The organism is Aeromonas sp. 82P (genome assembly GCF_051919365.1).
Classification (GTDB): domain Bacteria; phylum Pseudomonadota; class Gammaproteobacteria; order Enterobacterales; family Aeromonadaceae; genus Aeromonas; species Aeromonas veronii.
On the sequence record NZ_JBQBEV010000001.1, the window covers coordinates 1,140,502 to 1,165,756 of the forward strand.

Genomic DNA, 25,255 nt, shown 5'->3' on the forward strand with positions numbered 1-25,255 from the left:
GGTTGTTTTTCCCCTCTGCGGAATGATCCGCTGGCCATTCCCCGACTTCCTTCCCTTTTGTCTCACGGCCGCTGCGGCAAGTCATTGAATGTTAATAGCCGGTTGAAATGTATGACTGTTCTGGTCAGATAAAGCCGTGGACAAGCGTTATGAAGCGGGTTAAGTTGGTTTTTCACCCTATTTTCGGGTGAATGACGGAAAAATCCTTTTTTTCTACTGTCGACGGGGCTGAATTGGACTGATCTGCATTCAGATAACAACAAGAAACGGATCGGGCTGTGCCGGGAAGCACGGCATCGTCGGCGGGATTCGCTAAACGGAGCAAAGCCTGGAGGGCTTTATCATGGAGATGTTATCAGGCGCCCAGATGGTGGTTAGAGCGCTGGAAGATCAGGGAGTTGAGCACGTCTTCGGCTACCCTGGTGGCTCAGTGCTCGACATCTATGACGCTCTCTTCGAAAACGGCAAGATGGAGCATGTCTTGGTGCGGCACGAGCAAGCCGCGGTTCACATGGCTGACGGTTACGCCCGTTCCACCGGCAAGGTGGGGACTGTGCTGGTAACGTCAGGCCCGGGAGCGACCAACTGCATTACCGGTATTGCCACCGCCTATATGGATTCCATTCCGCTGGTGATCCTCTCCGGCCAGGTGCCGACCAGCATGATCGGTGAGGATGCGTTCCAGGAGACTGACATGATCGGTATCTCCCGCCCGGTGGTGAAGCACAGCTTCCTGTGCAAGAAGGCGAGCGATATTCCCGAGGCCATCAAGAAGGCCTACTACATTGCCGCCAGCGGCCGCCCGGGGCCGGTGGTGGTGGATCTGCCCAAAGATGTGCAGAACCCGAAAGAAAAATTCCCCTACCAGTATCCCGAGACAGTCTCCCTGCGCTCCTACAACCCGACCAAGTCTGGCCATAAAGGGCAGATCAAGCGGGCAGCCAAGCTGCTGGTAGAAGCCCAGCGCCCGGTGATGTACGTGGGCGGTGGCGCCATCAACGCCAATGCGGACCATCTGGTGACCAAGCTGGCGGAGCTGCTGAACCTGCCGGTGACCACCACCCTGATGGGACTGGGGGCTTTCTCCGGCGTCCATCCGCAATTTATCGGCATGCTGGGGATGCACGGCACCTTCGAGGCCAACAAGACCATGCACAACGCGGATCTTATCTTCGCCGTGGGTGCCCGCTTCGATGACCGCGTCACCAACAACGTGGCCAAGTTCTGCCCCAATGCGACCGTGGTCCATATCGATATCGACCCCACCTCCATCTCCAAAACGGTGCAGGCTCATGTGCCTATCGTCGGCTCGGTGGAAACCGTGTTGGAGCAGATGCTGGAAGTGATCCGCGAGTGTGGCTTCGATAACGACAAGGAGGCGCTGGCGGACTGGTGGAGCCAGATCAACCAGTGGCGCTCCCGTCACTGTCTGGCCTACGAAAAGTCGGCCACCCAGATCAAGCCGCAACAGGTTATCGAGACCCTCTACAAGGTGACTCAGGGTCAGGCGTTCGTTGCCTCCGACGTGGGCCAGCACCAGATGTTTGCTGCCCTCTACTACCCGTTTACCAAACCGCGCCAGTGGATCAACTCAGGGGGCCTCGGCACCATGGGCTTCGGTATTCCGGCCGCCATGGGGGCCCAGTTTGCCAACCCGGATGCGGTGGTCTGCTGCGTCACCGGCGATGGCTCGGTGCAGATGAACATTCAGGAGCTCTCTACCTGCATGCAGTACGGGGTACCCATCAAGATCATCTCCATCAACAACCGTGCGCTGGGCATGGTCAAGCAGTGGCAGAAGATGTTCTACGGCGGTCGTCACAGCCACTCCTACATGGAGTCTCTGCCGGACTTCGTCAAACTGGCGGAAGCCTACGGCCACGTCGGTATCGCGGTGAGCGATCCGGCCGAGCTGGAGAGCGCTATGGAGAAAGCCTTCGCCATGAAGGATCGGCTGGTGTTCATGGATATCTCGGTCGACCCGGATGAGCACGTCTATCCGATGCAGATCAAGTTTGGCGCCATGGATGAGATGTGGCTGAGCAAGACGGAGAGAACCTGATGAGACACATCATTTCAGTACTGCTGGAGAACGAATCCGGCGCCCTGAGCCGCGTGGTGGGTCTCTTCTCCCAGCGCGGCTACAACATCGAGACCCTGACGGTAGCGCCGACCGAGGATCCCACCCTGTCACGCATGACCATAGTCACCATGGGTGACGAGCGGGTGCTGGAGCAGATCCAGAAGCAGCTGCACAAGCTGGTGGATGTGCTCAAGGTGTGCGACCTGAGTGAAGGGGAGCATATCGAGCGGGAGATCGCGCTGGTCAAGGCGCGCGCTGCCGGTGGGGCTCGTGACGAGCTGAAACGGCTGGCGGATATCTTCCGCGGCCAGATCGTCGACGTCACCCCCGAGCAGTACACGGTGCAGTTGGTGGGCACCAGCGAGAAGCTGGATGCCTTTATCAAGACTGCCGCCCAGACCAACGAGATCATCGAAGTGGTGCGCTCCGGCGTCTGCGGTATCTCCCGGGCGGACAAGGCGTTGCGGCCCTGATGGCTGGCGGGACAGCTGATGATGCGTCAGCTGCCGCAGAGTGAAAGGAAAGAGGGCTCTGCGGAGCCCTTTTTGTTTGGTTTTTCTTTACGAGGGGAGGGATGATGTTCGGTATTCATGATCTTGCACTGTTTATGGTCTCGGGGTTGCTGCTCAATATCATGCCGGGACCCGACTCCCTGCTGGTCATGCTGCGCAGCGGCTCGCAAGGGTGGCGTGCCGGTTCGGTCGCGACGTTGGGCATTGGCACCGGTGTCATGGTGCATGTGCTGGCGGCGGCCCTCGGTCTGTCGGCCCTGCTCAGCGCGTCGGCCGAACTGTTTGCCCTCATCAAGCTGGCTGGCGCTATCTACCTCATCTATCTGGGGGTCTCCCTGCTGCGCCAGCAGGCTACGGGTACAATGGAGAGAGGGGCCACCCTGCCAGCCCTCGGCTATGGCCAGATTTACCGGCAGGGAGTGCTGACCAATGTGCTCAACCCCAAGGTGGCGCTCTTTTTTCTCGCCTTCGTGCCCCAGTTCATCGCTCCGGATGCCCCCGACAAAGCGTTCGCCTTTATCCTGCTCGGCTGCATCTTCAATCTGGGCGGCATCATCTGGTGTCACCTGCTGGTCTTTACCACCGTCTATGCCAGCCACAGGGTACGGTTGTCACAGCATCTCGGCCGCTGGCTCAACCGGGGCATCGGTACCCTGTTTGTCGGACTCGGGATCAAGCTCGCCAGCGACTAGCTCGCCGCTTTCTGACCTGGGGCAGATTATCGTGTGCCGCGCTGTGGTATGGTCGGCAGTCAGCTGCGGGGCCAGCCCCGCTCTCTCTTTTTCAGGCCAGTCCCACTGGCCGTAGCAGCGAGATCCCTTGCCCAGATGAACATCGCCCGGCTCAAGAACTTTACCGAGATTGTGAAGAACAACTTCAACATCTCGGCGACGGCGGAGAAGCTTTACACCTCCCAGCCCACCCTCAGCAAGCAGATGAAGATGCTGGAAGATGAGCTCGGGCTCGCCCTCTTTACCCGCAAGGGGAAAAATCTGGTCGGCTTGACCAGCGCAGGCGAGCAGGTGATGGAGTTGGCCAAGGGGGTAGTGGCGCAGGTGGAGCAGATCAACCAGCTGTCGCTCGGGGAGCAGCTGGCCACCAGCGGGGTGCTGCGTATCGCCACCACCCACACCCAGGCCCGCTACAAGCTGCCAGCGGTGATCACTGAGTTCAGTCGTCGCTACCCTGACGTGGCGATCCAGCTCCATCAGGGGGCGCCTGCCCAACTGGCCCAGATGGTGCAAAGCGGCGATGTGGATATGGCGATCGCCACCGAGTCCATGTATCTGTTCGATGAGCTGGCCGCGGTGCCCTGCTATCGTTGGGGGCGCAGCGTAGTGGTGCCCCACGGTCATCCGCTGATCGACTGCCAGCCGCTGTCAATGGCGGATCTGGCCCGCTATCCCCTCATCACCTATGTATTCGGCTTTACCGGCCGCTCCAAGATGGACAATGCCTTCAGCCGCCACGGCCTGTCGCCGAAAACCGTTCTGACCGCCACCGATACCGATGTGATCAAGCACTACGTCCGGCTCGGCATGGGGGTCGGGGTGATTGCCAGTGTGGCCTTTGACGAGGGAGACAGGGAGGCTCTGGTGAGCCTCAATATCGACCACCTGATCGCCTCGAGTGCCACCCACATCTGTCTGCGTAAACATGCCCATTTGCGTGACTACATGTACGACTTTATCCACCTCTACGCCCCCCATATCAGCCGGGAGACGGTGCAGCTGCACCTTATCAACCAGCCGCCCGCTACCAATATGGCGGAGTTGCCGTGGCTCTAACCGCGGGGTGTCTGCCGCGTACAGAGCAAAAATACAGAGACAAAAAAAGAGAGGCCTTGGCCTCTCTTCTGGTTTTATCGGTATACGGGATTAAGCGCTGTGGGTCGCCAGATTGATAAAGATCTGGGCTCCCACTAACAGGCAGTCATCGTCTAGATAGTAGGGATTCGCATGCAGGTAGTTGCAGATCCCCTTGGCCTGACAGCCGCTGCCGAGGAAGAACATGGCCCCCTTGCGGCCACGGCAGGCGTTGACCATGTAGCTGAAATCTTCGCTGCCGGTCATCGGCTGACCCTGAGCGTTGATCCCCTCAGAGGGTAATACGTCGGCGGCCGCTAGCAGCAGACGGGCGCAGGCATCGGCGTGGTTCTCGACCGCTGGATACCCGGCATAGACCATCTTGGTCTTGAAGCCGCGCAGTTCGCTCTGGGCCACGATCTCCTTGAAGCTGTTCTTCAGGATCTGGTCGGTCTCGGCATCCATGGCACGGATGGTGCCACGCGCCTGCACATGGTCGGCGATGGCGTTGGGGATGGTGCCGCCGTTGATCATGCCGCAGCCGAATACCGCCGGGCTGAACGGACTGGTGCGTTTGGCAACGATGTAGTCCATATCCTCGATGATCCGCACCGCTTCGCGGATGGCATCCAGCCCCTTGTGGGGGGTCGAGCCGTGGGCTGAGATACCGTGCACATCCAGTGTCCAGGCGGAGCCCCAGGAGGACATGACACCGTGGTTGAACTTGATGGTGCCGGTTTCCATGGCGCCGTCGTTATGGAGGGCATAGACCTCGTCCACCCCCTTCATGCAGCCCAGCTCCACCATCTTCTCGGCGCCCGGTACCCGCATGTCCTCTTCCGCCATCTGGAAGATAAAGCGGACGTTGTACTGCAGGCGATCGCGGTTGGCGGCCAGAAACTTGGCTGCGGTCAGAGCGATCGCCATATGGGAGTCGTGACCGCAGTTGTGAGCCATTCCCTCATGGGTTGACTTGAACGCAACGTCGCTCATGTCGTGCATCTCGAGGCCATCCATGTCGGCCCGGAAGGCGATGGTCGGCAGCACAGGATCAACCACCAGATCGCCGTGAAAACCGGTGAAGCCCGGGTAGTCGGTGAGGCGGTAGCCAAAGCTTGCCATCAGCTCGCGGCAGTAGGCCGAGGTCTTGAACTCGACGCCGGAGGCCTCCGGAATGGTGTGCAGATGGTGGCGCACTTCCTGACTGAAGTCGCGCAGGGCCAGCAGGGCCGGTTCAATGTGAATGTTGTTCATCAGATGATCCCTTGAATGGAGAAGCCGAGTTGGGCCACCAGCGAGGCGCCGAAGAAGCAGCAGGTGGAGACGATCATGAAGATCAGGATCACTTTCCAGGACATCTTCTTCAGCTCTTCCAGCTGACCGCCCACCGAGAGACCGGCAAAAGCCAGCAGCGGTACGCAGCAGGAGAGGAAGGAGATCTTGGCAACTGCGTCGATAAAGAGACCGCGCACCGGGGTCTCCGGCAGGCAGATGAGAATGCCGATGATGGTGGCATAGGCAAACGCCGGCAGGGAGGAGGGCAGATAGCGCTTGGCAATCAGCGAAGCGAACACCACCAGCGACATGGCGATGAAGCTGTCACCCATCAGCCAGAGCGGGGTGCCGGTGGTCAGGGTCTGGGTGAACATGGCCAGCAGGATCGCCAGAAAGACAAACCGCATATCCATTACGATGCTTTTCATGCTTTCTCTCCTTTGGCAGTCAGGGCATAGATTTTTTCAGCGAGCGGCAGACCCAGATAGGTGAGGGAGAGAGCGCCGAGGGCAGATGAGAGCAGGTTCGAGGCTGCCGCGATACTCAGCACCTGCTGAGCCAGCGCTTCGTCGAGACCGTTGATCAGGGCGCCGGAGGCAGCGCTCAGCATGGAGCCTGAGCCCACACCGGAACCGGCAGCCAGTGCCAGCGGGTGCAGGCCGGTGAGCGGGGCGATACTGCCCAGCACGCTGAACCAGAGGGTGCCGATAACGGAGCCGCACAGGTAGATGGCCAGCACGCCGATGTACTCCTGAGAGCCGGTGCCGAACTTGCCCTGAATGACCGCGACGGACGGCTCACGACTGATGGAGGAGCAGGCCCCGATGGCGCGGCGGCCAAAGCCGAACTTCACCGCCAGCGGGATGGCGATCAGGATCGGCAGCAGGTTGCCAATCTCCTGCAGGAACAGCGGTACGCCGACGCTCAGGATCATCTTCAGGTTGGGGATGATCATCCCCGCGTACTGGGTACCCAGGATCAGCAGGCTGAAGCCCACCATCTTGCCGCAGAAGCCCTCTTCTTTCTCGGTGAAGAGCTGTTTCCAGCCGGGGATGCGATCCTTGATCGGCTTGGCGGAAATGCACATGCCGATGATGACGGCAAAGAGCATCGGCAGGATCGGAATGATGGCGATGCCGATCTTGATCTCCTGTTTACCTATCAGGTACTGGGCCACAAAGATCAGCATGGCGGTTGCCAATATGCTGACCGTGACCGTCTTGAGGGGGCTGGTTTGCTGCATAGTCTTTTCTCTTGTTATTCCCATGTGTGGCCATCGTCAGGGTTGTCCAGACCGATGATGGGGGCATCATAGGGGGCTAAGAGGGGCAGGTATGTGACCTTCATCAAGCTGGCCATATGGCATTTTTTCATGGGGTATGCCCTTTAACCCTCTGGATACCAAGGGTTAAAGGCCGTTAACAGAACGTCAGCATTGGCAGGACAAGATAAGCAAACAGGAGGGAAATGGTGACACCGCCCCGCAGGGCGGTGACGCGGATCAGACGGGCGTTTTGAGCCGTGCACTGCGCAGCAGCAGGGGGAGCTGGTAGAGCACCAGGGCGCCGAGCACCAGTCCGGCTCCGGCCAGTTTGGCGCCGCCGAGGGGTTCGTTGTAGAAGAGGGTGCTCAGCAGCAGAGTCCAGACCGGTTCCAGCAGCATCATCAGGGCTGCGTGGGCGGTGGTCATCTTGCTCAATGCATGGGTGAGCAGCCAGTAGCGCAATGTGGTGGCGATCAAGACGCTCGCCGCAAACCAGCCCCAGATGCTGTGGCTGACTCCAGCTTCGGGCCACTGTTCGGTCAGCAGGGAGAGCAGGGTGCCGAGCAGGCCGGTCATCGCCAGCTGGATGCAGGTGAGCCAGGTGGGGGCAATGGATTGGGCGAAGTGGCGATGGACGGCAAGCTGGATGCCGAGGGTGGTGGCCGCTGCCAGAAACCAGAACAGCGAGAGCGACACGCCCCAGTGGGTACTGCTGGAGAGCAGCAGCAAACCGGCGATGGCGATGGGCAGGGTGAGCCAGTAGTGGCGGCCGGGCTTGGCTCGAAAGGCTCCCCAGGCGGCCAGCGGGGCCATCAGGGTGGCGACGCTCATGATAAAGGCGCCGCTGCCCAGTGCATCGCTCTGGCTGATGGCGGTGACCCACAGCAGCAGGCTGGCACCGAGCAATGTGCCGCAGCCGGCGGCGCGCGCCAGCTGGGCTCGGGTCGGCGGCGGTTCACGCAGCCAGGCGAGGGGGAGCAGCAGCAGGGCGGCCAGCAGGAAGCGGCTACCAATAAAGGCGGCAGGGGGCAGTTCGCGGATCGCCTCTTTCGAGAAGAGCCAGCCAGCAGCGGCTAGCAGGGTGACCAGTACCATCAGCAGCAGGGGAGTGCGGTTCATCGGGGTCGCCATGGTGAAATGGATGGGAGAGCATAAAGGAAAGGCGCCAGGTATTGCTACCTGGCGCCTTTCGCATCTGCCTTGAACCGCCGTCGCGGCTCGCGGCCAGCAATCAGTTCATGCCGTAACGCTTGAGCTTCTTGCGCAGGGTGCCACGGTTGATACCCATCATCACGGCAGCGCGAGTCTGGTTACCACGGGTGTACTGCATGATCACGTCCAGCATCGGCGCTTCGACTTCGGAGAGAACCATATCGTACAGATCAATCACTTCCTGACCGTTCAACTGGGCCAGGTAGTTACGCAGGGCCTGTTGCACAGAGTCACGCAGGGGGCGCTGGGTCGGCTCGGCAGCGTGATTGTGAGTAGTTGTTACCAATGCATCAGAAGTCAGGGTTTGTTCGAACATATTCGGTCGGCTCTTTAGTTATCTTGTTAACCTAATCCATCGAAATACGCTTCGAGTGCCTCAAGTTGCGCGTCTGCGCAATCCAGGGCATTGAAGTGCTTACGGAATTCTCGGCCCGTCTCTTCTTCATCCAGATACCAGCCCACGTGTTTACGGGCTATGCGCGCTCCCAGATATGCACCATAAAACCGGTGCAGGTTGGTTACATGCTCGTTCATCAGGGTGCGAACCTCTTCCCTCTCGGGAGGCGGCAGCTTGGTGCCCGTCTCAAGAAAATGACGGATTTCCCGGAAAATCCAGGGTCGTCCTTGCGCAGCTCGGCCGATCATCACGGCGTCGACACCGGTATAGTCGAGGACATACCGGGCTTTCTCCGGGCTGTTGATGTCACCATTGGCGACAACAGGAATCGATACGGCCTGCTTAATCGCCCTGATCGTGTCGTACTCCGCTTCGCCCTTGTAGAGGCAGGCACGGGTACGACCATGCACGGCAAGGGCCGCGATACCGCAATCTTCGGCGATTCGGGCGATCTCCACGCCATTGCGGTTATCCGGATCCCATCCTGTGCGGATCTTCAAGGTGACAGGCACCTCCACTGCATCCACCACGGCCCGGCAAATTGCTTTGACCTGATCGGGGGCACGCAGCAGGGCTGAACCTGCCAGCTTCTTATTCACTTTTTTTGCCGGACATCCCATGTTGATGTCGACGATCTGTGCGCCCTGCTCCACGTTGTAGCGGGCAGCAAACGCCATCATCTCGGGGTCGGCTCCGGCAATCTGGACCGATCGCAATCCGCCTTCTGCAGAGTGATCCATCCTCATCCGGGTTTTCTGGGTATCCCAGACATCCGGGTTGGCCAGCAGCATCTCGGAAACGGCCATGCCAGCCCCCAATCGCAAACAAAGTTCACGGAATGGTCGGTCAGTTACACCGGCCATGGGAGCCACAATCAAGGGAGTTTCAAGCGTGTGGGGACCTATCTGCATTCCACGGTTACCATCGGCTTAGGGCGGCGTATATTACGCATTTTTTAGGCAGGAGAAAAGGTTAGTATTTGAGCGTCAGCCATTTTTTTCTGAAAAAAACGTCGCGCCAAGGCTTGCAAATTCTGGAGTTATTGAAAAACGGCCAGATTGCCGGAGAGTGAGCGCTGTACCATTCGGGTCGGACGCCTGCATAATTGTCAGTCCACTTGCAGGCCCGCTTTGCGTTATGATAGCGGGCTTAAGTCGAGCAAATGCTCCAAACATTTATGCAACAAAAGCGGATTGGGGATCTATGACGTCAAGGTTCATTAAATCACTCTGGCCGTGTCTGATGGGGGCCGTGCTGGGGTCGGCGCAGGCGCAAACCATCAGTTTTGGCGAAGCCTGGACCCGGGTCATCCAGCAGGATGAAGGGCTGGCTGCCGAGCAGGCCGGGGTCGATCGGGCCAAGCAGCTGCGCGAGGCGGCCAAGGACATGTATCTGCCCAAGGTGGATCTGGGGGCCAGCTATACCCATCTTGATCAGCCGATTGAACTTGATGCCCTCGATCTCAATCCGCTGGCCAAGCAGAAAGATCTGATTCTGGCGCTCGGCAGCCTGTTCGGGGTCGGGGCCAACGCATTTGTAACGCCCCTGACCAAACAGAATGTGGTGACCAGCTCGGTCAAGATGCTCTGGCCGCTGTTTGCCGGTGGTCGCATCGATGCGGCGCAGGATATCCGCCAGGCGCAGGTAAGCGAGGCGCAGCAACTGCTGGTGCTCAAGCAGCAATCCACCTTCGAGAGCCTCTCCCAGACCTATTTCGGCGTGGTGCTGGCTGCTCAGGTGGTGCAGACCAAACAGGAGATCGAAGAGGGACTGGCCCACCATCTGGATCACGCCAAGAAGCTCGAAGCGCAGGGCCAGATCGCCAGGGTGGAGCGCCTCTCCGCCCAGTCGGCCTATGACAGAGCGCGCATCGATACCCAGAAGGCGCGCCGCAGCCTCGAGATCGCCGAACTGGCCCTCGGCCGCATGCTGAAGTTGCCAAATGCCCAGCCGGGCAGCGGCCTGTTCGTCAACAAGGATCTGCCGCGCCTCGAGGGGTTGGTGAGCCAGACCCTGGAGGTGCACCCCGGTCTCAAGCTGCTCAGCGCCAAGAAGGAGCAGGCCAAGGGGCTGATCCGGGTCGAGCAGGGCAAATATGCCCCCGAAGTATTCCTGTTCGGCAACTACAACCTCTATGAAGATGATTCGCTCGCTTCCAAGACCGCGCCGGACTGGCTGGTGGGGGTGGGGGTCAGCATGCCGCTGGTGAGTCGCGATGGCCGCTCCGAGACGGTGCAGGCCGCCAAGAGTGCCGAGCTGCAGGTCAATCTGCTGCAAGCCAAGACCCGCCAGGATCTGGAGTTGCTGGTAGAGAAGACCTGGCGCGAAGCGGCGCAGGGGCTAGAGGAGTATCAATCCCTCTCTTCCACCCAGGCGCTGGCCGAGGAGAACGTACTACTGCGGGACAAGGCCTTCGGGCAGGGGCTCTCGACCTCCCTTGATGTGGTGGATGCCCAGAACCAGCTGGCAGGAGTCAAGACCCAACGTGCGGCGGCGGCTTATCAATATGTGGTGTCGCTGGCTCGCCTGCTGGCGCTCTCCGGCCAGATGAACAGTTTCAATCAATATCAGCACGGTCAGGTGATCGAGGTGAACTCATGATCCCGGTCCTGTCTGTTCCTTTTTTCATGTCTTTTCCGACCGTCAAGGGTCGCCCGTTTGTCGAGGTGAAGTGATGAGCCATCCCCCCATCAAAAAGAAGATGAGCCAGGGTAAACCGCTGTTGTTGCCATTGGTGCTGGTGATCCTGGTGGTGTGGCTCGGCTGGCGTTTCTGGCTGGCCTATCAGCCGGAGCCGGTGCATCTGCAAGGGCAGATTGAAGCGCAGCAATATTCGGTCTCCTCCAAGGTGCCGGGTCGCATCGACGAAGTGCTGGTTAAAAAGGGTGATCAGCTGACCAAGGATCAGCTGGTCTTTACCCTGGCGAGCCCCGAGATTGAAGCCAAGCTGAGCCAGGCCAAGGCCGGTGAGGCCGCAGCGGGGGCGCTGGCGCAAGAGGCAGAGAAAGGGGCCCGAGCCCAACAGATCGCTGCCGCCAAGGATCAATGGCAAAAAGCCAAGGCTGCCGCCCAGCTGCGTGGAAAGACCTATGAGCGGGTTGCCAGTCTGCACCGCGATGGCGTAATGCCGCTGCAAAAACGCGACGAGGCGTGGACGGCCTGGCAAGCTGCACGCTACAGCGAAGGGATGGCGTGGCAACAGTACCAGATGGCGTTGGAAGGGGCGCGGGAAGAGACCAAGATCGCCGCTCGCGAGAAGGCCAAGATGGCGGCGGGTTCCGTGGCCGAGGTTGAGGCCTATCTGGCCGATACCCGCATCACCAGCCCCCACAATGGTGAAGTGAGTCAGGTACTGCTGCGCAGTGGCGAGCTGGCGCCGCAAGGCTTCCCCGTAGTGACCCTGCTCGACATGAGCGATGCCTGGGCCCAGTTCCACGTGCGCGAGGATCTACTGCCCCGCTTCCCGGTCGGTACCGAGTTCGATGCCCGCATCCCGGGCCTTGGCGATCAGATGGTGCGCTTCAAGGTGACCCATGTGGCCGTGATGGGGGATTTCGCCACTTGGCGTGCTACCGATACCCGTCAGGGTTTCGATATGAAGAGCTTCCAAGTGGAGGCTCGCCCGCTGCAACCGGTTGAGGGGCTGCGGGTTGGCATGAGTGTGCTGGTTGAACTCTGATGGGACGTGAATTTCGGCTGCTGTGGCAGGATCCATTCAGCCGTGCCCTGATGAGCTGGGTGCCGCTGCTGCTGATGGGGATCCTCTGCTGGATCTTCTCGGCAGGATTGGCCCGCGACCTCAAGGTGGGGCTGGTGGATCTCGACCACAGCGTGCTGTCGCGCCAGCTCGCCTTCTCGCTGAATGGCTCGGCCGGGCTCAAGGTGGCGCAACAGTTCGACTCCATCGATGCCGGGGCGCGCGCCCTGCGCGGTGGCGATATCTATGCGCTGGTGGTGATCCCCAACCATCTGGAGCGGGATGCCCGTCAGGGTACCCAGCCGCAGGTGACTGTGTTCAACAACGGCCAGTTCATCCTCATCGCCAAGCTGGTTAACTCGGCACTGGCGCAGGTGGTAGGCACTCTCAACGGTCAGGTCGGTGTGCTGGAGGCGATGGCCGACGGCAAGGCACTGCCCGGCGCGCTCGGGCAGTCGGTGCCTATCAGCAGTCAGGTCACTGCGCTCTATAACCTCAACTCCAGCTACGCCCAGTTTCTGTTGAGCGCCATTCTGCCAGCCGTATGGCAGATCCTGGTGGTGCTGTTCGGCCTCAATGCGCTGGCCCGTACCGATCGGCTGGGACTGGACTGGACCACTCGCGGGGTCTGGTTTGGCCTCTGGCGCACCCTGCTGCCCCACGTGCTGATTGGCTGGGGTTGGGGGATAGTCTGGACGCTGCTGCTGTTCAAGGGCTTCTCCTACCCCATGCACGGCAGCTGGCTGGTGCTGGTGGTGGGTCTGGGGCTCGCCTCGGCCGCCTGCGTTACCATGGGGGCCTTCTTTTACGGCATCATTCGGGATCCGGCCCGCGCCCTGTCGCTGGCGGGGGCTTACACGGCGCCCGGTTTTGCCTTTATGGGGGTCACCTTTCCGGTGAGCGCCATGGGGGATTTCGCCCGCTTCTGGCGCAGCCTGTTGCCGGTCTCTCACTATGTGGAGCTGCAGATTGGTCAGAGCAACTACGATCTGCCCCTCGCATCGGCGTTGCCGCAACTGGGGGCGCTGCTGCTGTTCCTGCTCCCCCTGCTGCTGGTGGTACGACGTTACAAGCAGCAGGCCGAGCTGGCCCGTCAATCAGCCGCAGTGGCGATCGCCGAAAAGGAGCCTGAGTGATGCTGGGATTTGTCGATCTGTTGCGCCTAGAGCTGCGCACCCTGCTGGCGGATCGCGCCATCATGCTGACTCTGTTTGGCGGGGTGATCTTCTACTCGTTTCTCTATCCCCAGCCCTATCTGCATCAGCTGCCGCGGGAAGAGGCGGTAGTGGTGGTCAACGACGATGGCAGTCAGTTGTCCCGTCAGCTGGAGTTTATGGCCGATGCCACGCCGCAGGTAAAGCTGGTGGCGCGAGCCAATTCGCTGGCCGAGGCGCGACAACTGATGATGGCCGGGGAGGCGAGCGGGATCCTGCACATTCCCAACCACTTCTATCGGGATCTGATGCTGGGCAAGAGCGTCACCCTGAGCTATGCCGGTGATGCCTCCTACTTTCTGGTCTACGGCACCATTGCCGAAGGGCTGGCGCAGGCCGGTGGCACTCTCGCCGCGCAGGTGAAGGTGGCGCGGCTGTTGAGCCACGGCGAGGCGCTACCACAAGCGGCCATGGGCTGGAATGCGGTGGCCCTCAACGTGGTGCCGGTGTTCAACCCCTCCATGGGTTATGTGAACTATGTGGTGCCGGCGGTGTTCGTGCTGATCCTGCATCAGGTGCTGCTGATGGGGGCGGGGATCCTGGGGGCGACCCAGAACCAGCGTAACTGCCGCGGCGAGCATGGTTACTGGCAAAGCGCGCCGGTGTTGCCGCTGCTGCTGGCCAGAACCCTGGTGCTGGCGGGGTTGTTCCTGCTGCCGGTGAGCTACTTCCTCGGCTTCTGCTTCGATCACTACAACATCGCTCGCCATACTGACCCTGTGCAGCTTTGGCTGTTCGCCCTGCCATTCCTGCTGGCGACCTGCTGGTTCGGTATTGTGCTGGGTGCCCTCTTTACCCGGCGGGATCTGCCGACTCAGGTGGTGTTGATCTCCTCTCTGCCGCTGGTCTTTCTGGCGGGCTTTATCTGGCCGCTCGAGCTGATCCCGGCGCCTCTCAACTGGCTGGCTCAGTGGGTGCCCACTATCCCCGCCATCGAGGGTTTTCTGCGCCTTAACCAGATGGGGGCCGACTTTGCGCAGGTTTCCCGTTACTGGTGGCAGCTGTGGGGACTGGCGCTGCTCTACGGCGCGCTGGCCTGCCTGCTGCTGCGTTGGCGGCAGCAGTCACTGCCGGTGGCCAGTCAGCCGGTCGTACAGAGTGAGACGACCGCCGATTAAGCGGGATAGGGCAAGCGCCCGTGAGATAGCGTGTGCGGTAAAGCGAAAACGGTCAGCCCTTGGGCTGACCGTTTTGTTATGTGGTGGGGTTAAGCGGTTTTACTGCTGCTTTAGCCACGCTGGAGTTCGGGATCCCCGATGGCGTAGATCTGCCCCACCGCCGTCTCATCCGCCAGCAGGCGCAGCCCTTGGGCGGCCACATCGGCGCGGCGTACCAGTCCGTGTACCTCCTTGCCCTGACTCAGCTCGGCGCGGCCGGTGGCGTCGCCATCCTGCAGGCCCGCCGGGCGCAGAATGGTCCATGCGAGGGCGCTGGTCTGCAGCCAGCTCTCCGCCAGACTCTTGAGACGCACTTCATGACCGAAGGCGGCGCGGGCCCGCTGCGGCAAATATTGCCAGCTGTCGCCACAGCCGAGGGAGGTGACCAGCAGCAGCCGTTTCAGGCCAGCCTGCTCCATGGCATCGATTACATGGCGGTTGCCCTGATAGTCCACCGGCGCGGCTTGACGGAAGCTGCCGAGGGTAGAGACGACCTGTGCATCTTGCCCTGCCCGGACACATGCCTGCTGCACCGCAGCCGGATCCAGCGCATCCCCTTCGATCACCTCAACTCCCAGCGCACCTAGTTCTGTGGCCATCTCGGGGTTGCGTACCAGCGCAACGACCCGGTGACCCTGGCTCAGGGCGTGGTTAGTAAAGGCGCGGCCCAGCCCGCGGCTGGCTCCGAAAATCAGTGTGGTTGGCATAGATGAGCTCCCTTGGCAAAAGGGGCTAGCCTAGTGGCTTGTTCGCCTGCTGTAAATGAGAGTTGTTTCTATTTGTGAGTCAGCAAGGAGGAGAAGGTGCGAGCCGCCAGCGACTCGCACTCTTTGAGAGGCATCAGCCGCTGTAGTTGCCGATGCTGGGGCGACGGCTTGGACCGCTCAGGTGGATATCCACCGGATTGAACGCCTTGATCGCCTCATAGCTGAAATCACCGATCGCCTGATGCAGGCTCTGGGGCGTATGGTTAGTGATGATGATGACGCTCTTTGACAGGTTGCGACGGCGGCGCAGCAGGTGGCCGAGGAAGCTGGACTGACTCTCCGCCATCTTGGCGCGGTTGGCCGATACCTCATCAATGATCAGCAGATCCACCTCTTCCAGCGCGCGGCGGTACTGGTTGCGCTCATCCTGATCGGGGATCACGTTGAAGAACAGCCGATCGACGATGGAGGCCCACTGCTGGAAGATCACCGATTTCTGGTGACGGGCGATCAGCTCATGCGCTACCGCACCCGCCAGGGTCGACTTGCCGGTGCCGTAGTCACCGTAGATCAGCATGCAGCCGCCACCGCTCTTCTCCCAGTGCTCGAAACCGCTGATAAAGTAACGGGCGGTCTCGATGGGATATTGCAGCGCCGGATCTGTGGCATCCATCTTGTCAAATACCCAGTCAGGGTTGAGGTCGGCCTGGGCGATCAGCTTCTGGATCCGCTCCTGACGGGCCGCCTTCTGCAGCTCGCGCACCTCGGCGTTGGCCTTGGCGTCATACTCCTTGCGCAGGGTCTCGTAGTCATACTGGCCGCCACCGGTCTCTTGTTGCAGGCGACGAATGCGCTCCAGCAGGCCACCCACATGGCGGCTCAATTCCGGGTCGTGAATGCGGTGATCCTGCTTGGCCTTGGCGATCTTCTGGCGCTTGGCTTCGATCTCTTCCAGCTCCTGGCGCAGGGGATCTTGCGGGTCAGTCATGGAATGCTCCTTCTGCTCGATCAGGGATGGGTAGACAAGGGGTTGATTCTGCCTGCAGGCGGGGGCCGCTATCAATCATTATCCGGCTCCTGCTGCGCTGCGGGTTCTTGCGTCTGCTGTTGGGCCAGTCGCTTGGCCTCTTCAATCATCTGTTGGGCCCGTTTGCTGGGGCCCGACTCTGCCGGGGCCGGCGTCACCTGCTGGTAGCCCTGCACCTCCATCGGTTTGCGACGGGTATAGCGGCGGGTCTTGAGGGCGCGAATGAACTTGAGCATCCATTGATGCTGGGAGTCGAACACCTCGGGGCGCCCCAGCCAGTAGGCGATAAACTCCCCCAGATCTTCTTCGCTATAGCTGGCATCGATCACCCCGCACAGACGGGCGAGGGCGGGCAGCTCCTCGTCCGGTCGCCATTGCAGATGCATCTGGAAGGGGCGCTCCGGCAGCGGGCTGCGCAATTTCTGGGTCAGCAGTGGCAACTGGAACGGGCACTGATGGTAGTGCTCACTCTCGGGCTGAGCCTCGACCTGCAGCAGGCCCGCCTCCATCAGTTCATCGAACAGCTCGGTGAGCTGGCGGGCATTGACCTGAAACGAAAAGCCGCAGGGATCTCCCGGATCGGCTACTGCCAGCGCTCGACCCAGCTCGGGATAGTTGAGCCGGGCCGCCTGATTTTCCAGCACCAGTCGGCGCAGCTGCAAGGTATAGAGACTGCGAGCCGGATGGGACAATCTTGGGTGGGCAAGGGCGCTGTATTCGGCTGGGGTCATGGTCTTCTTCACGAGCAGGAGTGGGGGGCATTATCCCTTATGGCGCCCACTTGCACAATTCGGATGGCGGTCGTAGTCGCGGAGCCACCCGAGCGAATAGAGCTGCGCGGACGGATGGGGTTCTCTTGATGCCTTCGTATGATCGAGGTCTACTTTTGAAGCAGGGTTTCCGCGCTGACCGCACTTTTGAGCTAGTCTTAATACCTAAATAACCAATTGACTAATAAGAGCTTTATCAAGATGTCAAAAGCCGGGCTACGGATCCTGGTGGTGGAGGACGAGGCCGTTTTTCGCCACTCGTTAGTAAGTTACCTCGCACGGGACGGGGCAACGGTCTTTCAGGCCGAAGATGGTATTGAGGGGCTGTCGGCGGCGGCCCTCTACCATCCCGATGTGGTGCTCTGCGATCTCAATATGCCCAATATGGATGGCCACGAGGTGATCGCCTGCCTCTCTGCGCGCTATCCCCATATTCCGGTTATCGTCATTTCGGCCCAGAGCACCATGGAGGCGGTCGCCAGCGCCTTGCGTGCCGGTGCGCGGGACTATCTGCTCAAACCCCTCGAGGATTACGGGCTGGTCGAGCGCAGCATCGAACAGTGTCTCAACGGCAGCGTCAACCGGGCGCAGCAGCTGGAGCTGATGGATCACATCGACTATTTCAGTGCCCACGACAAGGCGGCCAGCCGCCTGCTGGCGGGGCTCAAGCCGCCGGGCTTGCAGGAGTGGGGCCCCTGGCAGGTCACGTTCAAGGGGCTGGGGCAGCTGTTTATTCCCGATACCTTCAAGGTGAAAGACAAGCTGCTGGTGCTGGTGATGGAGCTGCCGATCATGGGGACGGATGCGGCATTTTGTGGTGCGCTGGTGCGATCCTTGATGAATGTCCCCTACCGCCAGTTTCAGCAGAACGAGAGCCGGTTGCTGAGCCAGCCGCACCGGTTGCTCGACTACCTCAACCATCAGTTGATGGCGTCCGGGCTTCGCCACTCTTTTGCCATGGCGGCGCTGCTGTTTGATCAGCATGATGGACTGGTGTTTGCCAACGCAGGGCTCACCTCTCCCCACTGGCTGATGCGCTCCGGTGGCTTGCCCCTTGGCCTGATGCGCAGTAGCCACTACGCCCTGCACAAACGTAGCTGGCATGAACCGTTCGCCCTGCAGTTTCGCAGCGACAGCGGCGGCTCACTGGATGTGCAGGTTCGTCATCACTGATGCCGCCTGATAAACAGGCCAAAACAAACAGGGCGCCGATGGGCGCCCTGTTTGTTGTTTACAATCCTGACAGTTTAGACGGTGGCGGATTGCAGTTTCTTCTCTTGCGCTTGCGGCTCTTTGGCCGGGCCTTCGGCACCGTGCATCCAGTAAACCAGGCGGTTGGCCATGGTCAGCAGGATCAGGGCGCTCAGTATCGCAGCCAGGGCGATGCCACCGAAGATGGCGATCGGACCGGCTTCACCTACGAAGGAGCCGATAAAGCCCGCAGCGTAGTTGGCCAGGGCAACGAAGCCAAACCAGGCACCCATCATCAGGGAAGCCAGACGCAGCGGAGCCAGTTTGGTCACCATGGAGAGGCCAATCGGGGAGAGGCAGAGCTCGCCTAGGGTGTGGAACAGGTAAGCACCTACCAGCCAGAACATGGAGGTCTTGACGGTGTTGTCACCACCCTGCTGCAGCACGGCACCGACCATGAACAGGAAGCCGATAGCCAGGAACAGCAGACCCATGGCGAATTTCACCGGAGAGTTCGGCTCTTTCTTGCCGAGCTTGATCCAGATGGCCGCAACGACCGGTGCCAGAGTGATGATGAAGAAGGGGTTCAGGGACTGGAACCAGGCGGTCGGCACTTCGAAGCTGCCGATCATGCGGTCGGTATACTCCTGGGTGTAGAGGTTCATCAGACCACCGGCCTGCTCGAAACCGGCCCAGAAGATGATGGTGAACAGACCCAGTACCAGGATAACCTTGATGCGATCCACTTCCTGCTTGGTCAGCGGTGCTTTCTGCTCGGTAGTACGCAGGGCGGCTGCGCGCTGGGCGGCAGTGACGCGACCGATGTCACCCAGGAAACGCTGGGCCATGGTGGCCTGGATCACCAGAGAGAGCAGCATACCGATACCGGCGCCGACGAAGGCGGCTTGCCAGCCGTAGGCCGTAGCGGCAGCACCACAGATCACACCTGCCAGCAGGGAACCCAGGTTGATACCCATGTAGAAGATGGTGAAAGCGCCATCACGGCGGTGATCGCCCTCTTCATAGAGGTCACCCACCATGGTGGAGATGTTCGGTTTGAACAGGCCGTTACCCACGATCAGCAGCGCGAGGCCCGCGTAGAACATGGTGTTGACCATATCAGGGAACATGGCGTGGGGCAGTGCCAGAGTGAACTGACCTGCGGCCATCAGCACGGCACCGATCAGGATGGCGCGACGTTGACCCAGGAAGGTGTCAGCCAGCCAGCCGCCGATCAGCGGAGTGATATAAACCAGACCGGTATAGATACCGTAGAGTTTGAGGGCATCTGCCTGACTCCAGCCCAGACCGCCGTTGGCAGTCAGGTCGGTCAGATAGAGCACCAGCACGGCACGCATGCCGTAATAGGAGAATCTCTCCCACAGTTCGGTACTAAAGAGCAAAAAAAGCCCTTTAGGGTGACCTAAAAAGGTCCCTTTTGACGGGTTATTCATTGGAACTTCCACCTGTGTCTTATATTTTTTTGAGTTTTTTATGCAAGGGCGAGAAACACGCCTCAATCCTTATAGAGCATGTGTGAATAAATTACAACATTATGATTTGCTGAGAGTTTATTTACTCTTGATTGATTTTTTGTTGCAAAAATGAAAAAGGAGCATCATTTGATGCCCCTTAAATACGTCTATAAAAAACAGATTTATCAGCGATTACAACTGCTTGACGAACTGCTTCAGCCAGCCGATGAATTCACCATTCAGCTCGTGATGGCGCACACCATATTCCACATTGGCTTTCATGTAGCCCAGCTTGCTGCCGCAATCGTGACTCTTGCCCTTCATAAAGTAGGCGTTGACTTGCTCCTGCTCCATCAGCATGGCGATGGCATCGGTCAGCTGGATCTCGTCACCGGCGCCGGCAGGGGTTTTTTCCAGCAGCGGCCAGATATTGGAGGAGAGGACGTAACGACCCACTACCGCCAGATTGGAGGGGGCTTCGTCACGGGGCGGCTTCTCGACAATGGCCTGCATCGGCAGAGACATCCCCTCGCTCAGGGCCTCGCCCTTGATGTCGGCGATGCCGTACTTGTCCACTTCGCTCTCGGGAACCGCCTCCACCATGATCTGGCTGATCTGGTTCTCTTCGAACATGTGTACCATCTCGGCCAGGTTGTCTTTTTTCGGGTCGCTGGCCACTTCATCAATCAGTACATCCGGCAGCAGCACGGCAAACGGGTTGTCACCGATCAGCGGGCGGGCGCACAACACAGCGTGGCCCAGACCTTTGGCCTCACCCTGACGGACGTGCATGATAGTGACGTCTTTCGGGCAGATCTGTTGCACCTCTTCCAGCAGTTGACGCTTGACCCGCTTCTCGAGGGTCGCTTCCAGTTCGAAACTCTTGTCGAAGTGGTTTTCGATGGAGTTCTTGCTCGAGTGGGTTACCAGCACGATCTCCTTGATCCCGGCGGCGATGGCTTCGCGCACTACGTACTGGATCAGCGGTTTGTCGACCACCGGCAGCATCTCTTTCGGGATGGCCTTGGTGGCTGGCAGCATACGGGTACCCAGACCGGCTACCGGGAGCACGGCCTTGCGAACTGTCAGAGGAGTCTTTTTCATGGAAAACTATCCAGCGGGATTAAAGTGCGGCCATGATACTCCAAGAAAAATGGGGCAGCCACAGGCTACCCCATTCGTATATGCAGAGCTCGGACGTTATTTGACGATGATCATGTCACGGTTGGCTTCCAGCGTGGCCGGGCCAATGCCATTGACATCCGCCAGCTGATCGACCGAGGTGAACTTTCCCTGTTTTTCCCGATAGTCGACGATGGCTTGTGCCTTCTTGTCGCCAATCCCTTTCAGGCTGGTGAGTTCGGCAAGGGTGGCCGTATTGATATTCAGCTTGCTGGTCTCCTTGGCGACCTCGGCTGTGGTTGTTTGCTTGGGTGCTGCCTTATCTGCGGCCAGCACAGGTTGGCTGAACAGTGGCAAGCAGGCCAGTAGCATGACTGCAGAGAGCTTCTTCATCAGCATTTCCATTCCTCCATGATGTGGATATTGCCGAGTGGCACATTGATGAATAGCGTATCGAACGGGTCTTTTTCACTGCTATTTCTAACAGGTCAATTCCTCATGCCGATGGCGAAATATTTGCTATAAGCGCTTCACTATAAATGCCCTCATAAATCCAACCGTATGATCTTGAATCTATTTTAGATGCATCTTTAAGGTGGCGGGCACGCGTTCCCGCAGCGCTACGCTCGAGACATTTCTGGCACATCACATGGCATTGTTCTGTGCAACACTGCGCTGATGGCATGTTTCACTGGTCTTCAAAGAGAGAACCAATAAAAAAGGCTGCTCACCTGGGGTGAGCAGCCTTTGTGATCGGTTTTTTCAGGCGGATGCTGATTAGGCTTGTTCGTCAGCCTGAGCAGCCTGGATACCGGTCAGGGCGATGGTGTAGACGATGTCGTCAACCAGGGCGCCACGGGAGAGGTCGTTGACCGGCTTGCGCATGCCTTGCAGCATCGGGCCGATGGAGACCAGGTCAGCAGAACGCTGCACCGCTTTGTAAGTGGTGTTACCTGTGTTCAGGTCAGGGAAGACGAACACGGTAGCTTTACCGGCAACCGGTGAGTTCGGTGCCTTGGACTTGGCCACGTTCTCCATGATGGCCGCATCGTACTGCAGCGGGCCGTCGATGATGAGGTCGGGGCGCTTGGCCTTGGCCAGCTCGGTCGCTTCACGCACTTTCTCTACATCGGCACCGGCGCCAGAGGTACCGGTAGAGTAGGAGATCATGGCGACGCGCGGCTCGATGCCGAAAGCGGCAGCGGAGTCGGCGGACTGGATGGCGATCTCGGCCAGCTGCTCGGCAGTCGGATCCGGGTTGATCGCGCAGTCACCGTAGACCAGCACCTGGTCAGGCAGCAGCATGAAGAAGATGGAGGAGATCAGGGAAGAGCCCGGAGCGGTCTTGATGATCTGCATCGGCGGACGGATGGTGTTGGCAGTGGTGTGCACCGCGCCGGATACCAGGCCGTCAACTTCATTGCGCTCCAGCATCATGGTACCAAGTACCACGTTGTCTTCCAGCTGCTCGCGGGCAACCACTTCGGTCATGCCCTTGTTCTTGCGCAGCTCGACCAGACGCGGCACATAGCGCTCGCGCACAACGGCCGGATCGATGATTTCTACGCGATCGGTCAGTACCACACCCTGCTGTTCGGCAACACGACGGATCTCTTCCGGGTTACCCAGCAGTACCGGACGGGCAATGCCACGCTCGGCACAGATGGCGGCAGCCTTGATGGTGCGCGGCTCGTCGCCTTCCGGCAGCACGACACGCTTGTTGGCCTGACGGGCCAGCTCGGTCAGCTGATAACGGAATGCCGGCGGGCTCAGGCGACGGGAACGGGTAGAGCTGACAGTCAGCGACTCGATCCAGTGCTTGTCGATGTGGCCAGCCACATAGTCCTGCACCAGCTCGATACGCTCGCGGTCATCTTCCGGAATATCGACGTTGAAGTTTTGCAGGCTGACTGCGGTCTGCCAGGTGTTGGTACCGGTCATCATGATCGGCAGGCCGGTGGCCATGGCCTGTTGGCACAGCGCCATGACCTGCGGCTCCGGATGATAGTTACCGGTCAGCAGCAGGGCGCCCAGCTTGACGCCGTTCATGGCGGAGAGGCAGGCAGAGACGATAACGTCAGAGCGGTCGCCGGAGGTGACCAGCAGGCTGCCCGGACGGAAGTGCTCGACCATGTTGTGGATGGAGCGGGCACAGAAGGTCACGGTCTGCAGACGGCGGCTGTCCAGCTCACCCTTGTGCAGGATCTTGGCAGCCAGATGCTTGGCGAGATCCTTGGCGCGCGGGGCGATCAGCTGGGTGTTCCAAGGGATGCAACCCAGGATGCGCAGCGGGCTCTTGCCGAATACTTGCAGCACTTCCAGGTTGTGAGCTGCGTCAGAAGCGTGGTGATGGGCTTCGAACATCTCGGTCAGGTCAGGGCGGGTTACGCCATGCTCGTCAACCGGTGCGCCAACCTTGTTGATTACGCAACCAACGATACGGGGGTTGTTGACACCACCGAAGTTGGAGCAGGCCAGCTCAATGCGCTCTTTCAGCTTCTGGCTGGAGTCATGGCCCGGGTGGGTCACGAATACCATGTCAGCGTCCAGCGCCTTGGCGACGTCGTAGTTCAGCTTGTTGGCAAAGGGCTGCTTGTCGGTCGGCACCATACCTTCGACAACCAGCACTTCGGCACCACTGGATTTCACGTGCTCTTCGAAGCGGGCAACGATCTCTTCCAGCAGGATATCGGTGTTGCTGGAGCTGATCATGTTCTCGGCGTAGGAGAGGGTGAAGGGCTCGGGCGGGTTGATGTTGGCAGCAGCGCGGATAACGGCGGTTGAGCGCTCGGCACCGGTTTCACCCGGACGCGGCTGGGCAACCGGTTTGAAGAAGCTGACATTGACACCGTGACGCTCCATGGCGCGAACAACGCCCAGACTCACGGAAGTTACGCCGACACCAGTGCCGACCGGGATAAGCATAATAGTGCGTGCCACTTTATACCCCTTGTTCATTTTTTGGGATCAGGAAAAGGCCGCCCTGGTGGGCGGCCTCGAGTTACTGCGTCAATTAAGCGCCGACCAGTTCCAGCGCGTCGTGGGCGATAACCCACTCTTCGTTGGTCGGGATTACCAGAGCCTTGGTAGAACCAGCCTTGGTGATCTCGCCACCCTTGCCGAAACGAGCCTTCAGGTTGGCGTCGTGATCGACGTCAAAGCCCAGCAGACCCAGCTTGTTCAGGGTGATTTCACGGATCGGGGCGGAGTTTTCACCGATACCACCGGTGAAAACAACTGCGTCCAGACGACCGTCCATGGCGGCAGCGTAGGCGCCGATGTACTTGGCCAGGCGATAGCAGTAAACGTCCATAGCACGCTTGGCTTCTTCTTTGCTGTCGTAGTTGTCTTCAACAAAACGGCAGTCGGAGGTCACTTCGGTCAGACCCTGCAGGCCGGACTCTTTGGTCAGCATGGTGTTGATGTCAGCCACGCTCATGCCCAGCTTGTCGTGCAGGAAGAAGATGATGGCCGGGTCCAGATCACCGGAACGGGTACCCATCACCAGACCTTCCAGCGGGGTCAGGCCCATGGAGGTATCAACAGATTTGCCGTTCTTGATGGCGCAGACGGAACCGCCGTTGCCCAGGTGGCAGTTGATGATGTTCAGCTCTTCAACCGGCTTGTTCAGCTGCTTGGCAGCTTCCAGGCTGATGTAGTAGTGGCTGGTACCGTGAGCGCCGTAGCGACGGATGCCGTTCTCTTTGTAGAGCTTGTACGGCAGAGCGTACAGGAAGGCTTCTTCCGGCATGGACTGGTGGAACGCGGTATCGAATACGGCCACGTTCTTGTCAGCCAGCGCCGGGAATACGCGGCGAGCTTCACGGATACCGATCAGGTGAGCCGGGTTGTGCAGCGGTGCGTACGGAACGGCGGCTTCGATGCCGGCGATCACGTCGTCACAGATAACGACGGAAGAGGTGAAGCGCTCGCCGCCGTGAACAACACGGTGACCGATGGCGATCAGGTTCTTGGACAGTTCCGGATTGAGCGGCAGGATCTTGTTGACGATGAAGTCCAGCGCTTCCTGGTGAGCGGCACCCGCACCCAGATCGGCACTGCCTTTCTCGCCATTCAGTTTCCACTTGATGCGGGCGTCGTCGAGGTTGAAGCACTCGGCCAGGCCGGACAGCAGGTCATCACCGGTGGTTGCGTCAATGACGGCAAACTTCAGGGAAGAGCTGCCACAGTTAAGAACAAGAACCAGCTTACTCATGAATAAATCCTATCGCAGATTGGGTTGTGTAGGCGGATGCGTTGGACGCGGTGCGGCCAAAAACTTTCAACTTATCCTTATGAGGGTTGGCAATCTGTTGCTTGCCCCTTGTATAGTGATACAAGACCCGA

Annotated in this window: 23 protein-coding genes; 9 read left to right on the forward strand and 14 right to left on the reverse strand. The window is 59.7% G+C overall.

Translation table 11 applies throughout. The features are described 5' to 3' along the window. Positions 1-343 precede the first annotated feature (343 nt). The 4 genes from ACTG2S_RS05335 (at position 344) to ACTG2S_RS05350 (ending at position 4,382) form a co-directional block, all read left to right on the forward strand. The gene (locus tag ACTG2S_RS05335) at positions 344-2,062 is read left to right on the forward strand and encodes an acetolactate synthase 3 large subunit (RefSeq protein ID WP_439982101.1); all 1,719 of its coding nucleotides are present in this window, start codon (positions 344-346) and stop codon (positions 2,060-2,062) included. Next, positions 2,062-2,556, forward strand: coding sequence for an acetolactate synthase small subunit (gene ilvN, locus ACTG2S_RS05340; protein WP_005311605.1), 495 nt, complete (start codon positions 2,062-2,064; stop codon positions 2,554-2,556). The genes ACTG2S_RS05335 and ilvN overlap by 1 nt, the downstream gene beginning before the upstream one ends. Positions 2,557-2,660: 104 nt before the next feature. Further along, a complete protein-coding gene (locus ACTG2S_RS05345) occupies positions 2,661-3,287 on the forward strand; it encodes a LysE family translocator (RefSeq protein ID WP_439983235.1) in 627 nt (208 codons plus the stop codon). Between the two features lie 135 nt (positions 3,288-3,422). Continuing rightward, positions 3,423-4,382, forward strand: a complete 960-nt coding sequence (locus ACTG2S_RS05350; RefSeq protein ID WP_064338749.1) for a LysR substrate-binding domain-containing protein — start codon at positions 3,423-3,425, stop codon at positions 4,380-4,382. Between the two features lie 90 nt (positions 4,383-4,472). Here ACTG2S_RS05350 and ACTG2S_RS05355 read toward each other — a convergent pair whose 3' ends face one another. The 6 genes from ACTG2S_RS05355 to dusB form a co-directional block, all read right to left on the reverse strand. Continuing rightward, on the reverse strand, positions 4,473-5,654 hold the full coding sequence (locus ACTG2S_RS05355) for a M20 metallopeptidase family protein (protein WP_421288790.1): 1,182 nt from the start codon (positions 5,652-5,654) through the stop codon (positions 4,473-4,475). Further along, positions 5,654-6,103: a hypothetical protein gene (locus ACTG2S_RS05360; RefSeq protein ID WP_033114935.1), complete on the reverse strand. Its 450-nt coding sequence runs from the start codon at positions 6,101-6,103 to the stop codon at positions 5,654-5,656. Before ACTG2S_RS05360 ends, ACTG2S_RS05355 begins: the two co-directional genes overlap by 1 nt. Then, the gene (locus tag ACTG2S_RS05365; protein ID WP_042658540.1) at positions 6,100-6,918 is read right to left on the reverse strand and encodes a DUF3100 domain-containing protein; all 819 of its coding nucleotides are present in this window, start codon (positions 6,916-6,918) and stop codon (positions 6,100-6,102) included. Before ACTG2S_RS05365 ends, ACTG2S_RS05360 begins: the two co-directional genes overlap by 4 nt. A gap of 258 nt (positions 6,919-7,176) precedes the next feature. Next, on the reverse strand, positions 7,177-8,058 hold the full coding sequence (locus tag ACTG2S_RS05370) for a DMT family transporter (protein ID WP_439982104.1): 882 nt from the start codon (positions 8,056-8,058) through the stop codon (positions 7,177-7,179). A gap of 112 nt (positions 8,059-8,170) precedes the next feature. Then, positions 8,171-8,467, reverse strand: a complete 297-nt coding sequence (gene fis / locus ACTG2S_RS05375) for a DNA-binding transcriptional regulator Fis (RefSeq protein ID WP_005309538.1) — start codon at positions 8,465-8,467, stop codon at positions 8,171-8,173. A gap of 26 nt (positions 8,468-8,493) precedes the next feature. After that, a complete protein-coding gene (gene dusB, locus ACTG2S_RS05380) occupies positions 8,494-9,459 on the reverse strand; it encodes a tRNA dihydrouridine synthase DusB (protein ID WP_019445016.1) in 966 nt (321 codons plus the stop codon). Between the two features lie 292 nt (positions 9,460-9,751). Between dusB and ACTG2S_RS05385 the strand changes: the two genes are divergently transcribed. From ACTG2S_RS05385 to ACTG2S_RS05400, 4 genes are all read left to right on the forward strand, one after another. Further along, entirely contained in the window at positions 9,752-11,149 is a 1,398-nt protein-coding gene (locus tag ACTG2S_RS05385) for a TolC family protein (protein WP_198303987.1), read from the forward strand. A 73-nt stretch (positions 11,150-11,222) separates the two neighbouring features. Further along, complete coding sequence (locus ACTG2S_RS05390; RefSeq protein ID WP_080771367.1) at positions 11,223-12,227, forward strand: HlyD family secretion protein; 1,005 nt, start codon at positions 11,223-11,225, stop codon at positions 12,225-12,227. Next, positions 12,227-13,381, forward strand: coding sequence for an ABC transporter permease (locus ACTG2S_RS05395; RefSeq protein WP_439982106.1), 1,155 nt, complete (start codon positions 12,227-12,229; stop codon positions 13,379-13,381). The genes ACTG2S_RS05390 and ACTG2S_RS05395 overlap by 1 nt, the downstream gene beginning before the upstream one ends. Next, positions 13,381-14,577 (forward strand): ABC transporter permease, encoded by a 1,197-nt coding sequence (locus ACTG2S_RS05400; protein ID WP_439982108.1) that lies wholly within the window; start codon positions 13,381-13,383, stop codon positions 14,575-14,577. The genes ACTG2S_RS05395 and ACTG2S_RS05400 overlap by 1 nt, the downstream gene beginning before the upstream one ends. 110 nt (positions 14,578-14,687) lie before the next feature. On the opposite strand, the gene ACTG2S_RS05405 is transcribed toward ACTG2S_RS05400, so the two are convergent. The 3 genes from ACTG2S_RS05405 to ACTG2S_RS05415 all read right to left on the reverse strand — a co-directional run bounded on the left by ACTG2S_RS05405 (position 14,688) and on the right by ACTG2S_RS05415 (position 17,081). After that, on the reverse strand, positions 14,688-15,323 hold the full coding sequence (locus tag ACTG2S_RS05405; protein ID WP_439982110.1) for an SDR family oxidoreductase: 636 nt from the start codon (positions 15,321-15,323) through the stop codon (positions 14,688-14,690). 133 nt (positions 15,324-15,456) lie between these two features. Further along, positions 15,457-16,311, reverse strand: coding sequence for a DnaA ATPase domain-containing protein (locus tag ACTG2S_RS05410; RefSeq protein ID WP_182963014.1), 855 nt, complete (start codon positions 16,309-16,311; stop codon positions 15,457-15,459). Positions 16,312-16,382: 71 nt separating this feature from the next. After that, on the reverse strand, positions 16,383-17,081 hold the full coding sequence (locus tag ACTG2S_RS05415) for a DnaT-like ssDNA-binding domain-containing protein (protein ID WP_139399048.1): 699 nt from the start codon (positions 17,079-17,081) through the stop codon (positions 16,383-16,385). 240 nt (positions 17,082-17,321) lie between these two features. Between ACTG2S_RS05415 and ACTG2S_RS05420 the strand changes: the two genes are divergently transcribed. Next, entirely contained in the window at positions 17,322-18,293 is a 972-nt protein-coding gene (locus tag ACTG2S_RS05420; protein ID WP_439982112.1) for a response regulator, read from the forward strand. A gap of 74 nt (positions 18,294-18,367) precedes the next feature. Here the strand turns inward: ACTG2S_RS05420 and ACTG2S_RS05425 are convergent, their stop codons facing one another. The 5 genes from ACTG2S_RS05425 to ACTG2S_RS05445 all read right to left on the reverse strand — a co-directional run bounded on the left by ACTG2S_RS05425 (position 18,368) and on the right by ACTG2S_RS05445 (position 25,124). Continuing rightward, a complete protein-coding gene (locus ACTG2S_RS05425) occupies positions 18,368-19,765 on the reverse strand; it encodes a peptide MFS transporter (protein ID WP_040065012.1) in 1,398 nt (465 codons plus the stop codon). A 213-nt stretch (positions 19,766-19,978) separates the two neighbouring features. Continuing rightward, the gene (gene galU, locus ACTG2S_RS05430) at positions 19,979-20,890 is read right to left on the reverse strand and encodes a UTP--glucose-1-phosphate uridylyltransferase GalU (protein WP_005339121.1); all 912 of its coding nucleotides are present in this window, start codon (positions 20,888-20,890) and stop codon (positions 19,979-19,981) included. Between the two features lie 96 nt (positions 20,891-20,986). Continuing rightward, positions 20,987-21,307 carry a ComEA family DNA-binding protein gene (locus ACTG2S_RS05435; RefSeq protein WP_201908663.1) on the reverse strand — a complete coding sequence of 107 codons (321 nt, stop codon included), beginning with the start codon at positions 21,305-21,307 and terminating at the stop codon, positions 20,987-20,989. 378 nt (positions 21,308-21,685) lie between these two features. After that, positions 21,686-23,866, reverse strand: a complete 2,181-nt coding sequence (gene pta / locus ACTG2S_RS05440) for a phosphate acetyltransferase (RefSeq protein ID WP_005339119.1) — start codon at positions 23,864-23,866, stop codon at positions 21,686-21,688. Positions 23,867-23,921: 55 nt separating this feature from the next. Next, on the reverse strand, positions 23,922-25,124 hold the full coding sequence (locus ACTG2S_RS05445; protein ID WP_005339118.1) for an acetate kinase: 1,203 nt from the start codon (positions 25,122-25,124) through the stop codon (positions 23,922-23,924). Positions 25,125-25,255: the final 131 nt, after the last annotated feature.